The sequence below is a fragment of the Amycolatopsis sp. NPDC031561 genome, assembly GCF_055580625.1.
The window spans coordinates 19,611-36,676 of the sequence record NZ_JBVILA010000030.1; the positions used below are offsets into that span (position 1 = coordinate 19,611).

General features: G+C 68.7%; 15 protein-coding genes. 9 read left to right on the forward strand and 6 right to left on the reverse strand.

The features are described from left to right. The first annotated feature begins 32 nt into the window (after positions 1-32). Positions 33-1,094, forward strand: a complete 1,062-nt coding sequence (locus ACZ5IK_RS38735; protein WP_465492217.1) for a cobalamin-independent methionine synthase II family protein — start codon at positions 33-35, stop codon at positions 1,092-1,094. 23 nt (positions 1,095-1,117) lie between these two features. Here ACZ5IK_RS38735 and ACZ5IK_RS38740 read toward each other — a convergent pair whose 3' ends face one another. Together ACZ5IK_RS38740 and ACZ5IK_RS38745 are read right to left on the reverse strand one after the other, a co-directional pair. Beyond that, positions 1,118-1,744 (reverse strand): LysE family translocator, encoded by a 627-nt coding sequence (locus ACZ5IK_RS38740; protein WP_465492218.1) that lies wholly within the window; start codon positions 1,742-1,744, stop codon positions 1,118-1,120. Then, positions 1,741-2,307, reverse strand: a complete 567-nt coding sequence (locus ACZ5IK_RS38745; protein WP_465492219.1) for a GNAT family N-acetyltransferase — start codon at positions 2,305-2,307, stop codon at positions 1,741-1,743. The genes ACZ5IK_RS38740 and ACZ5IK_RS38745 overlap by 4 nt, the downstream gene beginning before the upstream one ends. Before the next feature lie 51 nt (positions 2,308-2,358). Here ACZ5IK_RS38745 and ACZ5IK_RS38750 point away from each other — a divergent pair, with 51 nt between their 5' ends. Further along, positions 2,359-3,156 carry an alpha/beta fold hydrolase gene (locus tag ACZ5IK_RS38750; RefSeq protein ID WP_465492220.1) on the forward strand — a complete coding sequence of 266 codons (798 nt, stop codon included), beginning with the start codon at positions 2,359-2,361 and terminating at the stop codon, positions 3,154-3,156. Between the two features lie 88 nt (positions 3,157-3,244). On the opposite strand, the gene ACZ5IK_RS38755 is transcribed toward ACZ5IK_RS38750, so the two are convergent. Together ACZ5IK_RS38755 and ACZ5IK_RS38760 are read right to left on the reverse strand one after the other, a co-directional pair. Further along, positions 3,245-4,060 (reverse strand): MerR family transcriptional regulator, encoded by an 816-nt coding sequence (locus ACZ5IK_RS38755; RefSeq protein WP_465492221.1) that lies wholly within the window; start codon positions 4,058-4,060, stop codon positions 3,245-3,247. 45 nt (positions 4,061-4,105) lie between these two features. Beyond that, positions 4,106-5,260: an epoxide hydrolase family protein gene (locus ACZ5IK_RS38760; RefSeq protein WP_465492222.1), complete on the reverse strand. Its 1,155-nt coding sequence runs from the start codon at positions 5,258-5,260 to the stop codon at positions 4,106-4,108. A gap of 107 nt (positions 5,261-5,367) precedes the next feature. On the opposite strand from ACZ5IK_RS38760, the gene ACZ5IK_RS38765 reads away from it, so the two are divergent. From ACZ5IK_RS38765 to gcl, 4 genes are all read left to right on the forward strand, one after another. Then, positions 5,368-5,979, forward strand: a complete 612-nt coding sequence (locus ACZ5IK_RS38765; RefSeq protein WP_465492223.1) for a GNAT family N-acetyltransferase — start codon at positions 5,368-5,370, stop codon at positions 5,977-5,979. A gap of 1,189 nt (positions 5,980-7,168) precedes the next feature. Next, on the forward strand, positions 7,169-7,996 hold the full coding sequence (locus tag ACZ5IK_RS38770) for a hydroxypyruvate isomerase family protein (protein ID WP_465492224.1): 828 nt from the start codon (positions 7,169-7,171) through the stop codon (positions 7,994-7,996). Next, positions 7,993-8,880, forward strand: a complete 888-nt coding sequence (locus ACZ5IK_RS38775) for an NAD(P)-dependent oxidoreductase (protein WP_465492225.1) — start codon at positions 7,993-7,995, stop codon at positions 8,878-8,880. Before ACZ5IK_RS38770 ends, ACZ5IK_RS38775 begins: the two co-directional genes overlap by 4 nt. Positions 8,881-8,883: 3 nt before the next feature. Continuing rightward, positions 8,884-10,578: a glyoxylate carboligase gene (gene gcl / locus ACZ5IK_RS38780; RefSeq protein WP_465492226.1), complete on the forward strand. Its 1,695-nt coding sequence runs from the start codon at positions 8,884-8,886 to the stop codon at positions 10,576-10,578. A gap of 50 nt (positions 10,579-10,628) precedes the next feature. Here gcl and ACZ5IK_RS38785 read toward each other — a convergent pair whose 3' ends face one another. Then, the gene (locus tag ACZ5IK_RS38785) at positions 10,629-11,057 is read right to left on the reverse strand and encodes a pyridoxamine 5'-phosphate oxidase family protein (protein ID WP_465492227.1); all 429 of its coding nucleotides are present in this window, start codon (positions 11,055-11,057) and stop codon (positions 10,629-10,631) included. Between the two features lie 129 nt (positions 11,058-11,186). Beyond that, the gene (locus ACZ5IK_RS38790; protein WP_465492228.1) at positions 11,187-12,380 is read right to left on the reverse strand and encodes a lytic transglycosylase domain-containing protein; all 1,194 of its coding nucleotides are present in this window, start codon (positions 12,378-12,380) and stop codon (positions 11,187-11,189) included. A gap of 251 nt (positions 12,381-12,631) precedes the next feature. Between ACZ5IK_RS38790 and ACZ5IK_RS38795 the strand changes: the two genes are divergently transcribed. The 3 genes from ACZ5IK_RS38795 to ACZ5IK_RS38805 all read left to right on the forward strand — a co-directional run bounded on the left by ACZ5IK_RS38795 (position 12,632) and on the right by ACZ5IK_RS38805 (position 16,960). Then, positions 12,632-13,195: an ArsR/SmtB family transcription factor gene (locus ACZ5IK_RS38795; RefSeq protein ID WP_465492229.1), complete on the forward strand. Its 564-nt coding sequence runs from the start codon at positions 12,632-12,634 to the stop codon at positions 13,193-13,195. Positions 13,196-13,307: 112 nt separating this feature from the next. Beyond that, positions 13,308-15,629, forward strand: coding sequence for a penicillin acylase family protein (locus tag ACZ5IK_RS38800; RefSeq protein WP_465492230.1), 2,322 nt, complete (start codon positions 13,308-13,310; stop codon positions 15,627-15,629). Further along, entirely contained in the window at positions 15,626-16,960 is a 1,335-nt protein-coding gene (locus ACZ5IK_RS38805) for an alpha/beta hydrolase family protein (RefSeq protein WP_465492231.1), read from the forward strand. The genes ACZ5IK_RS38800 and ACZ5IK_RS38805 overlap by 4 nt, the downstream gene beginning before the upstream one ends. Positions 16,961-17,066 lie beyond the last annotated feature (106 nt).

The following is a 17,066-nucleotide window of genomic DNA, read 5'->3' on the forward strand; positions in this document are numbered from 1 at the left end:
CCGTGGCCGCTTCACCTGGGAGGACGCGAGCGATGACCATACCCACCGAACCGATCGGCAGCATTCCCCGTCCGGGCTATCTCGTCGAAGCGCTCGGCGAGCACGCGGCCGGGCGGCTCGACGCCGACGGTCTCGGCGAGTTGCAGGAAAAAGCCCTCGTGGACACCATCAGGCGGCTGGAGGAGACGGGCTCGCCGGTCATCACCGACGGCGAACAGGGCAAGCCGAGCTTCGCCACGTATCCCTTGGCCGGCCTCACTTCGCTGGCGCCGGACGGGGTTGTCATCCCCTTCGCGGACGGGCACACCCGGCAGCTTCCGAGGCTCACCGCCGGACCGTTCCGCTATCAGACCTACGCCGACTCCTATCTGCGCGAGGCCAAGAAACACGCCACCAAACCGGTGAAGCAGGCGGTGATCGCCGCTTCGGCGATCGGGCTCGTCTATCCCGGTGAGGAATTGGCGGGATATGCGAAAGAACAGTTCATAGCCGACTTGGTGAACGAAGCGGAAGCCGATATCCGCCGTAGCCTCGACGCGGGTGCGGACAGCGTTCAGATCGACTTCACCGAAGGCAGGTTGTCGCTGAAGCTCGACCCTTCCGGCGGGCTGTTGAAGTCCTTTGTGGATCTGAACAACGCCGTGCTGGAACGATTCTCCGACGAGGAGCGGAAGAAGATCGGCGTGCACACCTGTCCCGGTGGCGACCAGGACTCGGTGCACAGCCTCGACGTCGACTACGCCGAGTTGCTGCCGACGTTGTTCCAGCTGAAGGTGGGCAACGTCTACGTGCAGTTGGCCAGTGAACCGGATCCGGAGCGGGCGCTGCAGGTCATCGCCGACCACTCGCGGCCGGACCAGCGGATCTTCGTCGGCGTGATCGACCCGATCGACCCACGCGTCGAAACCCCCGAGGAGGTCAGGGATCGGGTGCTACAGGCGGCGCGGTTCATCTCGCCGGACCGGCTGGGCACCTGTGACGACTGCGGGTTCTCGCCGTTCGCCGACGACACCTCGACGTCGCGGGAGACCGCGTTCGCCAAGATCGCCGCCCGCGTCGAAGGCACCCGCCTCGCCGCCGATTCGCTGCTCTGACGTGGCGTGATGGGCACCTTCGCTCAGTTCTGGACGGCGACCCGGATGCCGAGCCCGACGAGCAAGGTGCCCATCACCGCGTCCATCCCGCGCCGCACCCGGCCGGAGGCGAAGAACTTCCGCAGGGAACCGACCAGCGTCGCCAGGACGAAGGTCCACACGACGGCGACCGTGGTGGCCAGCGCCGCCAGTTGCAGGGTCTCCGCGGTCGTGGCCGAATGCGGGAGGAACTGGGGCAGCAGCGCGAGGAAGAAGACCGCGACCTTCGGGTTGAGCAGGTTGGTGAGCAGTCCGTGCCGGAACGCCTCCTTGGGCGCGACCACGGGTGCCACCTTGTCCTTGAGCTCGCTGTAGTCGCCGCGGCGCACCGCCAGCCACGCCTTGACGCCGAGGAAGATCAGGTACCCGGCGCCGATCAGCTTCACCACGGTGAAGGCGATCGCCGACGCGGTGAGGATCGCCGCGACGCCGAGGGCGATCGCGACCACCCAGACGAAGACGCCGAGCGCGATGCCGAGTCCGGCGGCGATCCCGGCCTTGCGGCCGCCGAGGATCGCGCTCCGGGTCACCACCAGGAAATCCGGGCCCGGTGCCATCGCGCCGAGCAGGCAGACCAAGACGAACGAGAGTGCGGTAGCCCCGGAAATCATCCTGCGATGATATCCGGCCGGTCGATGTCCCTGGCCATGACGGCGCCAGGGACGTCGACGCCGTCGGGCGTCGTCACCGTCACCCGTTCGACTTCCTCGAAGCCGAACGACAGATACAGCGGGACACCGGGCATGGTCGCGGTCAGCGTCAGCGACGTGAATCCTTCGGCTTTCGCCGCGAGGCGGCACGACTCGAGGATCGCGCGTCCGAGCCCGCGCCGGGTCCAGTCGCCGCGGACGAACATGGCGCGCACCCGCGCGGGTTCGGTGGCCGGGTCGAGCGGGCGTTCGTCGTCCGAAGCGTCACCGGAGCCGGCGTGCATCTTGTTGCGCCTGCTCCAGCCCCCGCAGGCGACGATCTCGCCGTCCGCCTCGTGCACGAAGTAGGTGCCGTCCTCGATCAACCGCAAGTCGAGGTGCGCGATGTGCTCCGCCGCGCTCGCGGTCTGCCGCTCGTCGTAGAACCGGGGGAACAACTCCAGCACCGAGGCCCGCATCAGCGCCGCGATGGCAGGCGCGTCCGCGAGCGTGGCCGTCCGCTGCGGTGGCGTGTACGTCGTCATGTCGCGGAAGATAGCCAATGACGGCGATCACGCCTACCGGATAATCGCGTGGTGATCACCGACGACGGCCGTGAACTGTGGACTTCGGCGACCGGCCGGGGCGAACCGATCCTGTGCTGCCACGGCGGCCCGGGCCTGTGGGACATGTTCGGCACGCTCGATCCCGGCCCGCGGTTCCGGCTGATCCGGTGGGACCAGCGCGGCGCCGGGCGCTCCGACCCCCGTGGCCCGTACACCCTCGACCGGATGGTGGCCGACGTCGACGCCGTCCGCGAGTGGCACGGGCTCGGCCGGGTCGCGGTGCTCGGGCATTCGTGGGGCGCGCATCTCGGCCTGCTCTACGCCCTCGCGCGTCCGGAGCGGGTGAGCGCGCTCGTCTACGTGTCGGGTGTCGGCCTCGGCCACGACTGGCATGCCGAGTTCAAGCGGAACTTCGAGCGCGCGCTGGGGGAGAGGCACGCCCGGTGGGCCGAGCTTCGCGCGGCGGACCACGATGAAAGCCGCGAACTCGCGGTGCTGCAATGGACGGCCGACTTCGTGGCGGACGGCGAGCGTCACGCCGAGGCGATGGCGACACCGTGGTTCCCGGTCAACTACGAGGCGAACGCCGCGTTGAGTGAGGAAATGCGGACGGTGCCGGAGGAGGAGCTGATCTCGGCTTGCCGGTCTCTGCGGGTGCCGACGCTGATCATCGACGGGATGGCGGACACCCGGCCCCGGTGGGCTGTCGACTCGCTGGAGCACGCTCTACCGTCGGTGACCCGGGTGCGGTTGCCGGGTGTCGGCCACGTGCCGTGGCTGGAGGCGCCCGAGGAGTTCCGCGCCGCCTTGACCGACTTTCTGGGCTAGCCGCTTCTGGAGTGTCATGAAAGGGGCTTTCAAGACGTTTTTCGTCCTGAAAGCCCCTTTCATGACAACCGGAGTTCGTTCGCTGGCGTCAGGCCGTGACGATCGGCTGCTGCAGTTCGGTGACCCACTTGTCCCCGTCGGCCGGGCACTCGACGTAGTACTCCCGGGCCGGGCCGCTCGCGCGATACCCGTGCGCGTCGACCCACTTCGCCAGTGACTGGTAGCTGGAGAGCACGGTCTCCATCGAGCCCCGGTGCAGGATCGTCGCGGCGGACGGCACTTCGGCGAGGCTCACCGTCGAGAACCCTTCGGTGCCGTCGGTTTCGGCCGAGATCGGGACGGCGGCGTGGATCAGGACCCGTTCGCCGTCGGCGTCGTCCTCGTAATAGGCGATGAGCGGTCCCGACGGCGTGATCGGGCCGAGCGCCCCGAACAAGTCCTTGTACAGCCCCTGCACGACCGGTCCGATCTCTTCGTTCACGTAACCGCTCGCCGTCCCGGTCAGTTCGGCGACCCGGACCGCGGGCAGGCTTTTGACGACGACGTCCTCGGAAGGCATGGTTCCCTCGTTTTCGATCGAACGGAGTCTCGCTTCGACGGCTTTGAGGCGTGTCTCGTCGGCGGCGATGGCCGCTTCGAGTTCGGCCCGCCGCAGCCGCAGCATCCCGCGCAGCTCGTCCGCGCCGATCTCGGCGTCGAGGATCTCCTGCACCTGGGTGAGGGTGAAGCCGAGATCCTTGAGCGCGATCACCCGGTTGAGTCGGGCCAGCTGGTCGCCGGAGTAGGACCGGTAGCCGCTGAACGGGTCGACATGGGCGGGCCGCAGCAGCCCGATGGCGTCGTAGTGACGCAGCATCCGGACCGACACCCGGCCGTGCTTGGCGAAATCTCCGATACTGAACATGGCGGCTCCCAGCGGACAGCCTGACACGGTGTCACAGTCAAGCGGTCACCGCACGAGACGGAAGAACGACCGCACCTCCTCGGTGAACACGCCCGGCTGCTCGAAGGCCGCGAAATGGCCGCCTCGCTCCAGTTCGTTCCAGTACCGGATGTCGGTGAACCGGCGCTCGGCCCAGCGGCGGGACGGGCGCGGGGTCTCGCGCGGGAAGATCGAACAGCCGGCGGGCACGGCGATCGTGTCCACAGTGGAATCGGAGAACCAGCTCGACACCTCGGCGAAGCTCTCCCAGTACAGCCGGGCGGACGAGGCACCGGTGCCGGTCAGCCAGTAGAGCGTGATGTCGTCGAGCATCGCGTCCCGGCTCAGGGCGTTCTCCGGATGGCCGTCGCAATCCGTCCACGCCTGGAACTTCTCGACGATCCACGCGCACAGCGCCACCGGTGAGTCGGCCAGCGCGTAGCCGATCGTCTGCGGCCTCGTCGCCTGCTGGATCGCGTAGCCCGAACCGTCCGCCTTGGCGCGTTCGAGGTCGTCGAGCGACTTGCGTTCGGACGCGGTGAGATCGTCGAACGTCGCCGGGTCCGGTGCCGCCAGCGGTGGGTTGAGATGGATTCCGGCCAGGCGCTCGGGTGCCGTCCGCCCCATGAGCGTGGTGATGCTGGTGCCCCAATCGCCGCCCTGGGCGCCGTAGCGCTCGTAGCCGAGGCCATCCATGAGGTGGATCCACGCGTCGGCGATGCGCTGGATCGACCAGCCCGCTCGCGCGGGTTTGTCACTGAAGCCATGGCCGGGCAGGGACGGGACGACGACGTGGAACGCGTCCGCCTCGTTGCCGCCGTGGGCGACCGGATCGGTGAGGGGGCCGATCACCTCGAGGAATTCGAAGACCGAACCCGGCCAGCCATGGCTGAGGATCAGCGGCAGCGCGCCGGGATGCGGGGAACGCGCGTGCAGGTAGTGGATGCCGAGCCCGTCGATCTCGGTCTTGAATTGGGGGATCGCGTTGAGCCGGGACTCGGCGGCCCGCCAGTCGTAGGTCTCCGCCCAGTACGAGCACAGTTCGCGCAAGTAGCCGGCGGGAACGCCTTGCGACCAGTCGCCGACGGTCTCGTCTTCGGGCCAGCGGGTGCGGCGGAGCCGGTCTCGGAGGTCTTCGAGGGCGGACTCCGGGACCCGGGTCCGGAAGGGCGTGATGTCCATGCGGCCGACGGTAGCGAGGGGGTCCGACGAAAAGCGCGTGCGCCCGGCCGCCCGGTCCGCCTACCGTCGCGAGAGCGACTCACACGTACCCCCCGCTGAACCTCGAGGTGCGGACGCCGCGGCTGACCTTGGCCGGGGCGACGGACGAGTTGCTGGAGTGGCTGGTCCCGGTCGTCCGCGCCGGCGTCGCCGATGTCGCGCCGTGGCCGTTCGACGATCCGACATCGCTGTACGCGGACAGCCCCGACCGCGAATGGCGGTGGCTGCGCGGTATCTGGGCCGGACGTGCTCGGGTCGACCAGAGCTTCTGGCGGCTGTACTTCGTGGTGCTGCAAGACGGCGAGCCGATCGGAATGCAGGACCTGATCGGGTCCGACCTCGCCAAGTTCGGGACGGTCTCGATCTTCTCGTGGCTGGCGCCGGGACGGCGCGGGCGCGGAATCGGGGCGGAGATGCGAGCGGCAGTTCTGCATCTGGCCTTCGCGGGGCTGGGCACACGGGAAGCGACGAGCGACGCGTTCACCGACAACAACGCCTCCAACGGGGTGTCGCGAGCGCTGGGTTACGAACCGAACGGTACGAGCTGGGACACCCGTCGCGGCGAGGTCGCGCAGATCCGGTGCTGGCGGCTGACCCGGGACGTCTGGGAACGAGCCCGGCGCGACGACATCGAACTGGCCGGAGTCCAGGAGTGTCTTCCCGCGCTCGGTCTCGTCTGACCACGCGCGGATCTTGGCGGGGTTCGCGGACTTCTGCCGGATAGCGCGTGTGTCCACTGTGGAGACTACGGCTCGGCTGCAACCTGATCGCCGGGTGCGAGGCGCGCTTTCGTGACGCTGTCGCCCAGCGGTTCCGTGCTGGGTCGAAGGGGGCGTGAGTCGCGATTCGGGTTATTGAGGGGTAAGTCAAATGTGGCGGGCTCGGTGGCGGGGGCAAGCTCCCCGGGGAGACCTGAGGTGCCTTGACCGTCCTTAAGGGACACATTTCACGGTTTAGTTGCCCGGCTTGCGTGCTTTGTGTGCTTCGCGACAGGGGTCGTGAGTGGCAAAGAGGGTTGGAACGGACCGGTATTTGCCTGCCTACGCGTGACCAGGGCGAATGTGGAGTGTCCGCGACGACACGTTCGAGTGTGGAGGATTCGGGACGTTCAACGTCCTAATCCTCCACACTCGGTTCACGCGGCCACCTGACCACTACCGGATTGCGGCTCACGCGTGCGCCCGGATGTCGACGCGGTCTCGGAGCTTGATCAACGGAGGATCGGAGACACTCAACATCCCCGATCCTCCGTCGATCAAGACCATGCCACCCCCACAACCCCGCGGCGGCAGCCGAGCGGGGAAGATTTGAGACGGTCAACGTCCCAAATCCTCCCCACTCGACCACATCGCCATCCAGAACAAGCCCTACAAGCCCGCCAGATGACATCGAATCCAGTGGGTAGGCAAATACAGGTCCACCAGAACCAGCATTGCCACTCACGACCCCCGGCGCAAAGCGCGCACATGGGCATTAATCAGACATTGTCCGCCTGAAGGTGTCCTATGTGGACAGCTAGGACCGGAGGGGGCGCGAAAGCCACTTTCGGGACATCTGATGTCCCGAAAGTGGCTTTCGCGACACGGCCGCTCGGCATCGGACGCGGCGAAGGGAGCCTTCAGTCCGGCACGACCCGCCCGTGAACACGCCACGTTTGCCCGACCCCTCCATGGAACCCGAAACGCCACTCACGACCAACCGGACCGATCTCTCACCGCCCCGCCCCCTCACGGCCCCGCCCCCTCGGCGCTCGCGCCGCGCCTGCCCTCCTTCTTCGCCGGTATACCGCCCGTTGACCGATGGCAGGTCAGCGGGCTATTCTCGATATACGAAAGAAAGTTTCCGCAGAGCGAAATAACCGAGGTTTCGATGGTTGATCTTGCCGGTTCGCGTCATGCCTTGCCCTATGTGCTGAACCTGTCGCTGGTCTTCACCGAGTTGCCGCTGCTCGACCGTGCGGAGGCGGCGCGGGCGGCGGGCTTCACCGCCGTCGAGTACTGGTGGCCGTTCGAGACGCCCGTGCCGGACGCCGCCGAGGCCGACGCGTTCGTGGCGTCGGTCGAGCGGGCCGGTGTCGCGGTGACCGGGCTGAACTTCTTCCCCGGCGACATGGCCGGCGGTGATCGCGGTCTGGTCACCTGGCCCGGGCGCGAGGACGAGTTCGCCGCCGGTATCGCCTCCGCGATCGAGCTCGGCGAGCGGCTCGGCTGCCGCCGGTTCAACGCGCTCTACGGCAACCGGATCGATGGCGCGGACCCGGCGGAGCAGGACAAGCTGGGGTTGTCGAATCTGGCGCTCGCGTCGGACGCGGCCGCGCGGATCGACGCGGAGATCGTCCTGGAACCGTTGTCGGGGGCGGAGAAGTATCCGCTCAAGACCGCGGACGACGTGCTCAAGGTGCTCGACGAACTCGGGCGGGACAACGTGAAGCTGCTGGCCGACCTGTACCACCTGGCGGTCAACGGTGACGACCTCGACGCGGTCACGACCGTCCACACCGGACGGATCGGCCATGTGCAGATCGCCGATGCCCCAGGGCGCCACCAGCCGGGGACCGGAACGCTGGACATCGAGGGATACCTGGAAAAGCTGCAGACGGCGGGCTACCGCGGGCAGGTCGGCGTGGAGTACAAACCCGACGGGCCGAGCGCGGAGTCGCTGTCGTGGCTGCCTTTCGAACGAAGGGGACTGGCATGACCAAGCTGGGATTCATCGGCCTGGGGATCATGGGCGGGCCGATGGCTGGACATCTCGTCGCCGCGGGCCACGAGGTGAGCGGTTTCGACACGAACGCGGACGCGCTCGCGAGGCTGGAAGCCGCGGGCGGCCGGGCGGCGAACGGGGTCACGGACGCCGTCGCGGGCGCGGAGGTCGTGATCACCATGCTGCCCAACCATCCGCAGGTCGAGGCCGTCGTGCTGGCGGCGGGCGGGGTGCTGGAATCGGCGAAACCGGGGACGCTGCTGATCGACATGAGCACGATCCGGCCGGAGACCTCCATCGAGGTGGCCGAGCGGGCCGGTGAACGGGAGATCCGCGTGCTGGACGCGCCTGTTTCGGGTGGCCAGGCCGGCGCCGAACAGGCCTCACTGTCCATTATGGCCGGTGGTGACGACGACGATTTCGCCGCCGCGCTCCCGATCCTGGAGGCCGTCGGCAAGACGATCGTCCACGTCGGGCCGCACGGCGCGGGTCAGGTCGTCAAGGCCGCGAACCAGCTGGTGGTCGGCGGGACCTACGGACTGATCGCCGAGGCGATCGTGCTGCTCGAAGCTTCCGGTGTGGACGCAGGTGTCGGGCTGGACGTCCTCGCGGGCGGCCTGGCCGGCAGCCGGATCCTCGAACTCAAGCGGAAGTCCATGGTGGCGCGGGAATTCGCGCCGGGTTTCCGGATCGACCTGCACCACAAGGACATGGGCATCGCGCTCGCCGCCGCCAGGCAGGCCGACGTCGCGCTGCCGATCACCGGGCTGGTCGCCCAGCTCGTCGCCGCCGGACGGGCGATGGGACACGGCTCGCTCGATCACTCCGCCCTGCTGAAGGTCGTCGAAGCGCTGTCCGGCGCGGAAAGCAAGGAGTGAGGAATGCCCAGAATCCCCGCCATGCAGGCCGTCGTCGACGTCCTGCTCAGTGAAGGCGTCGACACCGCTTTCGGCTGTCCCGGCGCCGCGATCCTCCCGCTCTACCACGCGATGCAGGGCAGCGGCATCGAGCACTTGATCGTGCGCCACGAAGAGGGCGCGACCCATATGGCCGACGGGTGGGCCAGGACCACCGGCAACGTCGGCGTCGCGATCGGCACCTCCGGGCCCGCCGGGACGAACATGATCACCGGGCTCTACACCGCGCAGGCCGATTCGATCCCGATCATCTGCATCACCGGCCAGGCCGACTCACGGAAGCTGCACACCGAGGCGTTCCAGGCCGTCGACATCGTCGAGATCGCCAAGCCGGTGACGAAATGGGCGGTGCAGGTCAAGGAAGCGGCGCAGCTGCCCTGGGTGTTCCGGGAGGCGTTCCGGATCGCGCGGTCCGGCCGCCCGGGCCCGGTGCTCATCGACCTGCCGATCGACGTCCAGCGGCAGGAGATCGAATGGGACTCCAGCATCGACTCGCCGCTGCCGGTCATCGTCGCGACGCCGTCACCCGCCCGGGTCGAGCGGGCGCTCGACCTGCTGCTGGCCGCCGAACGGCCGCTGATCCTCGCGGGCGGCGGCGTGGTGCTCGGCGGCGCGAGCGACCGGCTGCGGACCGCGGCCGAACTGCTCGGCGTCCCGGTCGGCGTGACACTGATGGGTAAGGGGACCTTCCCCGAGGACCACGAACTGTTCGCCGGGATGGCGGGCATCCAGACATCGCAGCGGTGGGCGAACGCGGCCTTCCTCGAAGCGGATCTGGTGCTGGCGCTCGGCGCGCGGTTCGGCGACCGGCACACCGGTGACCTCGACGTCTACCGCGGCAGCCGGAAGTTCATCCACGTCGACATCGAGCCGACGCAGCTGGGCAAGGTGTTCGGGCCCGACCTCGGGATCGTGTCGGACACGGGCGCCTTCCTGGACGCGCTGATCGAGGCGGCGTCGAAGCGTTCTCCGGCGCGGGATCGCGCCTGGCCGAGGCGGATCGGTGAGCTGAAGGAGAGCCTGCCCCGGCGGGAGGACTTCGAGGACACGCCGATCAAGGCACCGCGGGTGTTCAAGGAGATCAACGAGTTCTACGGCGAGGACGCGTACTTCGTCACCGCGATCGGGCTCTACCAGATCTGGTCCGGGCAGTTCCAGCGCGCGCACAAGCCGCGCCATTACCAGGTGTGCGGCCAGGCGGGCCCGCTCGGCTGGGAGATTCCGGCCGCGATCGGCGTCAAGAAGGCGAAGCCGGAGGCCGAAGTCGTCGGCGTCGTCGGGGACTACTCGTTCCAGTTCCTGGTGGAAGAGCTGGCGGTGGCCGCGCAGTACGACGTCGGATTCGTGCTGATCATGCTCAACAACGAGTACCTGGGGCTCATCCGGCAGGCCGAGACCGGCTACGAGATGAACTTCGAGGTCGACATCCACTACGACAAGAACGGCACGGACAACGTGAAGGTCATGGAGGCCTACGGCTGCGCCGGGACCCGCGTGACCGAGCCGGGCGAGATCCGGGCGTCGCTGGAATGGGCGCGCAAGGAGGCCGAGCGGACGTCGCGGCCGGTGCTGGTGGAGATCATGATCGAACGCGAAGGGAACGCCGCGATGGGCAAGGCGCTCGACAGCGTCGTCGAGTTCGAGCCCATCGCGGGCTGATGAAGGGTCCCGGTCGTCTCCCCAGTGGCGGCCGGGACCCTTTCACGTCCTCAGGCCTTGGACTGGTCGTTGCTCAGCCACTTCTCCGGACGGATCCGCACCAGCACGGAGTTGTCGCTGAGCGAGCCGTCGACGTAAGCCGTCCCCTCGGCCTCCGGCAGGTAGCGGTGCGCGATCTTCAACGCCTGCTCACGGGTCGGCGGCACGTCGTTGGCGATGACCGGACCCTCGGCCGTCACGTACTTGTACGGGAAGGTCTCGGTCTGCGCGACCAGGCTGAGCCTGCCCGCCTTCTTGATCGCCTTGTCCTTGACCGAACCGCCGTCCATCCAGATCAGGAGTTCGCCGCCGGGCTCGTAGTCGTACCAGACCGGTACGGCCAGCGGGGCCCGTCCTTCCCGCTCGACGGCCAAGACCCCGATGTGAACCTCGCTCAGGAAGGTTTCCCGTTCTTCGGCGGTCATGACGAAAGACGACATCCGTGTCTCGCTTCTCTCGATTGATGAGCTACGAGAAGCGGTAACGCGGGGCGGCATCAGGACATTCCGGGCGTGCGAACCTCGTGAGTGGTACGGACGGTTCTAACCGTCCGTACCACTCACGAGTCGTTACGGGGTCGGGGAGGCGGAGCTGGTCGGCGTCGCCTCACCGGTGTTCCCGGCCGGAGTCGAAGACGGCGGCGGGGTCGTCGTGGTGCTGGACGGCGGAGGCGTCGAAGACGGAGGCGTGCTCGAAGGAGGTGTCGACGAGGGCGGTGTCGACGAAGGCGGCGTGCTTGTCGGCTTCGTCGGCGAGGAGCTGCTCGGCGGCGGTGTGCTGCTGCTCGGCGGGAACGACGAGCCGGGCAGCGGGTTCGGCGGCGGCGTGGTCGTGCCGGGCGGGGGAGTGCCGGGCAGGGTGGGCACCGGGACCTGGCCGCCGGGCGTGCCCGCGGCGACGTCCGAGGAGTCCGGGGCGCCGACGGGGACCTGGCTGTCGGGGAACGTCGCGACGCCGCCGCGATAGGAGACCGCCCACCGGATCACGGTGTCCACATAGGACAGCGAGTGGTTGTAGCGGTACACGGCCACGCGCTGGGTCTGCTCCGACGTCAGGTCGACGCCGCCCGAGCAGAGGTAGCGGCCCGAGCCGAGCGTCGCGTCGTAGATGTTGTTCGGGTTCGACTCGCCGTCGCCGTTGCCGTCGGAGGCGTAGCCCTTCCAGGTGGAGGGGATGAACTGCGTCGGGCCGACGGCGCGGTCCCAGGCGGTGTCGCCGTCGTATTTGCCGCCGTCGGTGTCCGGGATGGCCGCGAACGGGCCGGCGCCGTTGAGCTGCGGGCCGAGGATCGGTTCGAGGGTGTTGCCCTTGGCGTCGACGTAGCCGCCGCGCGCGTGGTTGGACTCGATCCGGCCGATACTCGCGATCAGCGCCCAGTCGATGTGACAGCCGGGCAGTTCCTTCGCGAGGATGTCGGCCGCGTTCTTGTAGGCCTTCATCATGCTCGCCGGGATGCCCAGCGCGCCCGACGGCGCGAACGAGCCGCCGACGTTTCCGGTGCCGCCGGGGACGATCAGCGGATCGGGATTGGGGGGCTCGGGGAGGCTTCCGTCGACGGCGATCTCCGGGACCGTGCCCACCGGCGGCTGCCAGGCCGCGGCCTGGTTCTGCGGCGCGGCCGGTTTCGGTGCGGCGATCGGCGTGTCGGGACCCGCCGACGCGGTGACCGCGGGCAGGACGGCGAGCGCGCCACCGGCGAGCGCGAAGGCCGTCCGGTGCCGGGCGGACAGCCTGTCCGTCTGTCGAGGGCGGTGCTTCGGCATGTTTTCTCCCGCTAGGTCGACTCCGGGCAAAACTATCCGATACAACCGAATTTCGGGGAGGACGCAACGAAAAACCTGTGAACCTGTCGGGTTTTCGTCCGCCCGGCACAAGACCTTCGTAGTGAAGTTGTCAATTTCACGCTGAGTTCACCGAAACGTCAGCAGAATCCTCGGGCACTTCAAGAACGTGGTCTGTACCGCGTGCAAAGAAGTCTTTGCACAATCTCCTTTGCACGCGGTACCTTGGTGCCATGACCGGTCCGCCGCCGCCCGAAGAGATCACCGACGCCGCCGTGCTGAGGGCGGTGATGCACCCGTTGCGCAGGCGGATCATGGAGGCGCTGGGCCGTGAGCCCGCGACGGCGACGAAGCTGGCCAAGGAACTGGGGGAGAGTTCGGGCGCGACCAGCTATCACCTGCGAGAACTGGCGAAGTACGACTTCATCGACGAGGCGCCTGAGCTCGCGCACGGCAAGGAGCGCTGGTGGCGCGCCCGGCAGCGCGACATCCGCTGGCCCCGGCACAGCGAGCAGAGCGAAGAGATGCGCGCGGTGTTCGACGAGGCGCAGCGTGCCGCGTTCACCGAGGACCTCGAGCAGATGGCGCGGTTCATCGAACGCCGCGGTGAGCTGGGCGAATGGGGTGACGCGCTGGTCTTCTCCCGGGGCGCGGTCCACGTGAACATCGAGGAGTTGAAGCAGTTCTGGGAGGAGTACCTGGACCTGTTGCGCCGCTACTGGCGGCCGGAACCCGGCCCGGACGCGCGGAAGGTGTACGTGCGCTGGACGGCGTTCCCGGACCCGGACGAGGAGTGAGGGAGGGGAGCTGAAACACCGGTGGGAGAGCGGCCACTCGACCACCGGTATCGCGTCACCACGCCGGACGGCGTGTCTTCACGAACGACTCCACACACAAAGGGGGAGCAGCATGCTGCTCTGGAAACGGATCGCGGCCGCAGGCGCCGCGATGAGCCTGCTCGCGGCGGGGACCGCGACGGCCGCGCAACCGCCGGACGGGGTATCCCGGGCGGACGCCACCATCCGCTACACCGAATACGGCATCCCGCACATCGTCGCGAACGACTACGTGAACCTGGGCTTCGGGCAGGGGTACGCCGCAGCCGAGGACAACATCTGCGCGATCGCGGACGTCGCGGTCACGACGCGGGCCGAGCGATCCCGCTGGCTGGGCCCGGACGCGCCGCCGACGAGCGGGGTGAGCCAGGCGAGCACGAACCTCGCCAGTGATCTGTATTTCCAAGGTCTCAACGAAAGCGGCGCCGTCGAGCGGATGCTGGGCGAGCCCGCGCCGCGCGGGCCGTACCGCGAGGTCCGCGAACTGATCCGCGGTTACGTCGAGGGTGTCAACAAGTACCTGCGCGCCGGGGAGATCACCGACCCGGCCTGCCGGGGCGCCGGCTGGCTGAAGCCGATCACCGAACTCGACGTCTACCGGCACAGTCACGCGATCGGGATGATCTTCGGGCAGGGCGGGGTCGCGGATTCGATCACCGCGTCGCTGCCGGGTGCACCGCCCGCGGGCACGGGCCGTGAGCGGATGACCGGGGAGACCGGCATCGGCAGCAACGCCATCGCGATCGGTTCGGCCGCTTCGGCGAACGGACGCGGTGTCTCGCTGGCCAACCCGCATCTGCCGTGGCAGTCGAGCGGGACAAGACTGTGGCAGTCGCAGCTGAGCCTGCCGGGCAAGCTCGACGTCAGCGGCGCCGGTATCCCCGGTATCCCGCTGATGTGGCTGGGGCACAACGAAACCGCGGCCTGGAGTGGCACGGCCACCGACACGACCCGCACGTACACCTTGTTCGAGCTGAAGCTCGTGCCCGGCTCGCCGACGACGTACCTGGTCGACGGGAAGCCCGAGCGGATGCGGCGCAACGACGTGAGTGTCCTGTCGCGCAAGGCGGACGGCACGTTGGAGCGCGTCGTGCGTCCACAGTGGACGACCAGGTACGGTCCGGTGACCACCCGTCTCGGGCAACGGGAACTGCCGTGGACGGCATCGGGCGCCTTCGCGATCGCGGACGCCAACGCCGGGAACCTCGGGATGACGAACTCGATGTTCGAGATCGCCCGGGGCCGGACGGCGGGGGAGATGATCGACGCGGTCCGTGAGACGCAAGGGCTGCCGTGGATGAACATCCTCGCCACCGACGATCGCGGCGGGGTGGAGTACAGCCAGATCCACGGGGTTCCGCACGTCACCGACGAGAAGGCGGCGCGCTGCAACACTCCGCTGGGCAAGGAACTCTTCGACGCCGACGGGATCGCGGTGCTCGACGGATCCAGGACGGCCTGCGCTTGGGGCCGCGATGGGGACGCACTGAGGCCCGGCGTCTTCGGCCCGTCCAGCCTGCCGGGCATGAGCCGGGACGACTACCTGGCGAACTCGAACGACAGCTACTGGATGTTCAACCCCGCCGCGCCCAAGACCGGCTTCCCCCGGATCGTGGGACCGGTCCGCACCGAACAGAACTTGCGGACCCGGGGCGGCTTCATCGAGATCGCCGATCAGCTGAAAAAGGGCGGCTTCACCGGGCAGGCGATGCGGGACCTGATGTTCTCGCACCGTGACCACGCGGCCGAACTCGTGCGGGCCGACGTCGTCGCGATGTGCGCCGCGATGCCGGGAATGGACGCCGCCTGTGCCGCGCTGGCGGGCTGGGACGGGCGTTCCGACGCCGGGAGCCGGGGCGCGCTGCTGTTCGACCGGTTCTGGTCCCTGGTGGACCGGATGGGGCCTGCCATCTGGAAGGTGCCGTTCGACGTCAAGGATCCCGTCCACACCCCGAACACTCTCGACACCGGGAACGCGGCGATCCGCAAGGCGCTCACCGACGCCGTCGCCGAGCTGACGGCGGCGAAGATCCCGCTCGACGCGCCCTACGGTGACCATCACTATGTCGAGCGCAACGGAAAGAAGATCCCGCTCGGCGGCGGGACGGCCGGGCGCGGGGTCTACAACTCCCTGGGCGGGCCTTGGGATCCGGCTCGCGGCTACACCGAGATCGTGCACGGCGGGACGTATCTGCACGTCGTGGCGTTCAACGGCACCGGCTGCCCGGACACGACAACGTTGCTGACCTACTCACAGTCCGCGAACCCGAAATCCGCGCACCACAGCGACCAGACGGAGCTGTACGCGCGCAAGCACTGGGTCACCGAACGGTACTGCGAGAAGGACATCCTCGCGTCGCCGTCGCTCCAGGTGGTCCGGGTGAGCAGGCGATGATCGCCGCACTGCTCGCGGCCGTCATGGCGGTGTCGTCGCCCGCGCCCGCCGCCGCTCCGGCCGGCGACGTGTCGTTCACCAGCCACGGCGTGACCTTGCACGGAACGGTGGTCGCGCCGGAAGGGGGCGGCCCGGCGCCGGGCATCGTCATGGTGCACGGCTCGGGCGAACACGACCGGGACGACTACCGGGCCGAGGCCGAAGCCTTCGCCAAGGCGGGGATCGCGACGCTGATCTACGACAAGCGGACCGAAGGCTATTCGCTGTTCGAGCGGGACTACTCGGTACTGGCCGACGACGCGCTCGCCGCGGTCCAGGCGCTGCGCTCGCGCCCGGGCGTGGATCCGGCCCGCGTCGGGGTCTGGGGCTTGAGCGAAGGGGGCTGGGTCGCGCCGTTGGCGGCGTCGAGGTCGAAGGACGTCGCTTTCGCGATCACCGTCGGCGCCAACGGCGTCTCACCCGACCGTCAGCAGTCGTGGGCCCTCGAGACCTACCTGCGGCACGGCGGGGTCGAGGGGTCGATGGTGGACATGGTGGCGTCGACGAACATGCGGACCCTCGCGGGCGCCGGTGTGTTCCCCGAGGCCGGGTACGACCCGGTGCCGGTGCTGGAGAAGCTGCGGCAGCCGGTGCTGGGGCTGTGGGGTGAGCTGGACCGGCTCACCCCACCCGGCGAGGCCGTCCGGATCTTCCGGGAAACGCTGGAACGGGCCGGGAACCCGCAGTACACGCTGAAGGTGTTTCCCCAGGCCCAGCACGGGCTCCGGCGGACCACCGACGGCTTCGACAAGCTCGACGGTTTCGCCCCCGGCTATCTCGATCTCGTCGGGACGTGGGTGAACGGACTCGACGACGGGCCCGTCCGGCCGTCCTCGGATCCGCCGCCCGAGCAGGCGAGTCAGAGCGTCGCGCTGGCTCCGCTCTCGTGGTACGAGGCGCCGTGGCTGCAGATCGCTGTCTGGGCGTTGGCGTTGCTGGCGTTCGCGGCCTACCCGGTGACGGCGTTGTTCCGCCGCCGCAAGGAAGTGCCGCTCGCGCGGCCCGCGCGCTGGCTGGCGTCGACCGGCCTGCTCGCCACGGCGGGATTCCTCGTCTACTACATCGTCCTGACGACGGGTGCGGCGATGGCACCGGGTCCTGTCCTTTTCGGACGGACGCTGCCGTGGTTCGCGCTGCAACTGGTCGCGGTGGGCGTCGTCATCGCCGGTGTGGTGACGGCGGTTTCGTGGTGGCGGCGGAAGGACCGCGGGGGAGTCCGCGTCGGGCTGCTGCTGGCAGGAGCCGTCCTGTTCGTTCCGTGGGCCGTCCATTGGGGACTGCTGGTGCCGTGACGGAAGAGCCTGGGTGCCGGGCGGCCACCCGGCACCCAGGCGAACGGAAGCCGCGTCACCACGCCCGAGGGCGTGTCTTCACGAACGGACCTCCGGGTCAGAAGAT

Coding starts and splice junctions, on each gene's coding strand:
- ACZ5IK_RS38735 (WP_465492217.1), top strand. CDS start 33: ATGACCATACCCACCGAACCGATCGGCAGCATTCCCCGTCCGGGCTAT.
- ACZ5IK_RS38740 (WP_465492218.1), bottom strand. CDS start 1,744: ATGATTTCCGGGGCTACCGCACTCTCGTTCGTCTTGGTCTGCCTGCTC.
- ACZ5IK_RS38745 (WP_465492219.1), bottom strand. CDS start 2,307: ATGACGACGTACACGCCACCGCAGCGGACGGCCACGCTCGCGGACGCG.
- ACZ5IK_RS38755 (WP_465492221.1), bottom strand. CDS start 4,060: ATGTTCAGTATCGGAGATTTCGCCAAGCACGGCCGGGTGTCGGTCCGG.
- ACZ5IK_RS38760 (WP_465492222.1), bottom strand. CDS start 5,260: ATGGACATCACGCCCTTCCGGACCCGGGTCCCGGAGTCCGCCCTCGAA.
- ACZ5IK_RS38770 (WP_465492224.1), top strand. CDS start 7,169: ATGGTTGATCTTGCCGGTTCGCGTCATGCCTTGCCCTATGTGCTGAAC.
- ACZ5IK_RS38775 (WP_465492225.1), top strand. CDS start 7,993: ATGACCAAGCTGGGATTCATCGGCCTGGGGATCATGGGCGGGCCGATG.
- gcl (WP_465492226.1), top strand. CDS start 8,884: ATGCCCAGAATCCCCGCCATGCAGGCCGTCGTCGACGTCCTGCTCAGT.
- ACZ5IK_RS38785 (WP_465492227.1), bottom strand. CDS start 11,057: ATGTCGTCTTTCGTCATGACCGCCGAAGAACGGGAAACCTTCCTGAGC.
- ACZ5IK_RS38790 (WP_465492228.1), bottom strand. CDS start 12,380: ATGCCGAAGCACCGCCCTCGACAGACGGACAGGCTGTCCGCCCGGCAC.
- ACZ5IK_RS38795 (WP_465492229.1), top strand. CDS start 12,632: ATGACCGGTCCGCCGCCGCCCGAAGAGATCACCGACGCCGCCGTGCTG.
- ACZ5IK_RS38800 (WP_465492230.1), top strand. CDS start 13,308: ATGCTGCTCTGGAAACGGATCGCGGCCGCAGGCGCCGCGATGAGCCTG.
- ACZ5IK_RS38805 (WP_465492231.1), top strand. CDS start 15,626: ATGATCGCCGCACTGCTCGCGGCCGTCATGGCGGTGTCGTCGCCCGCG.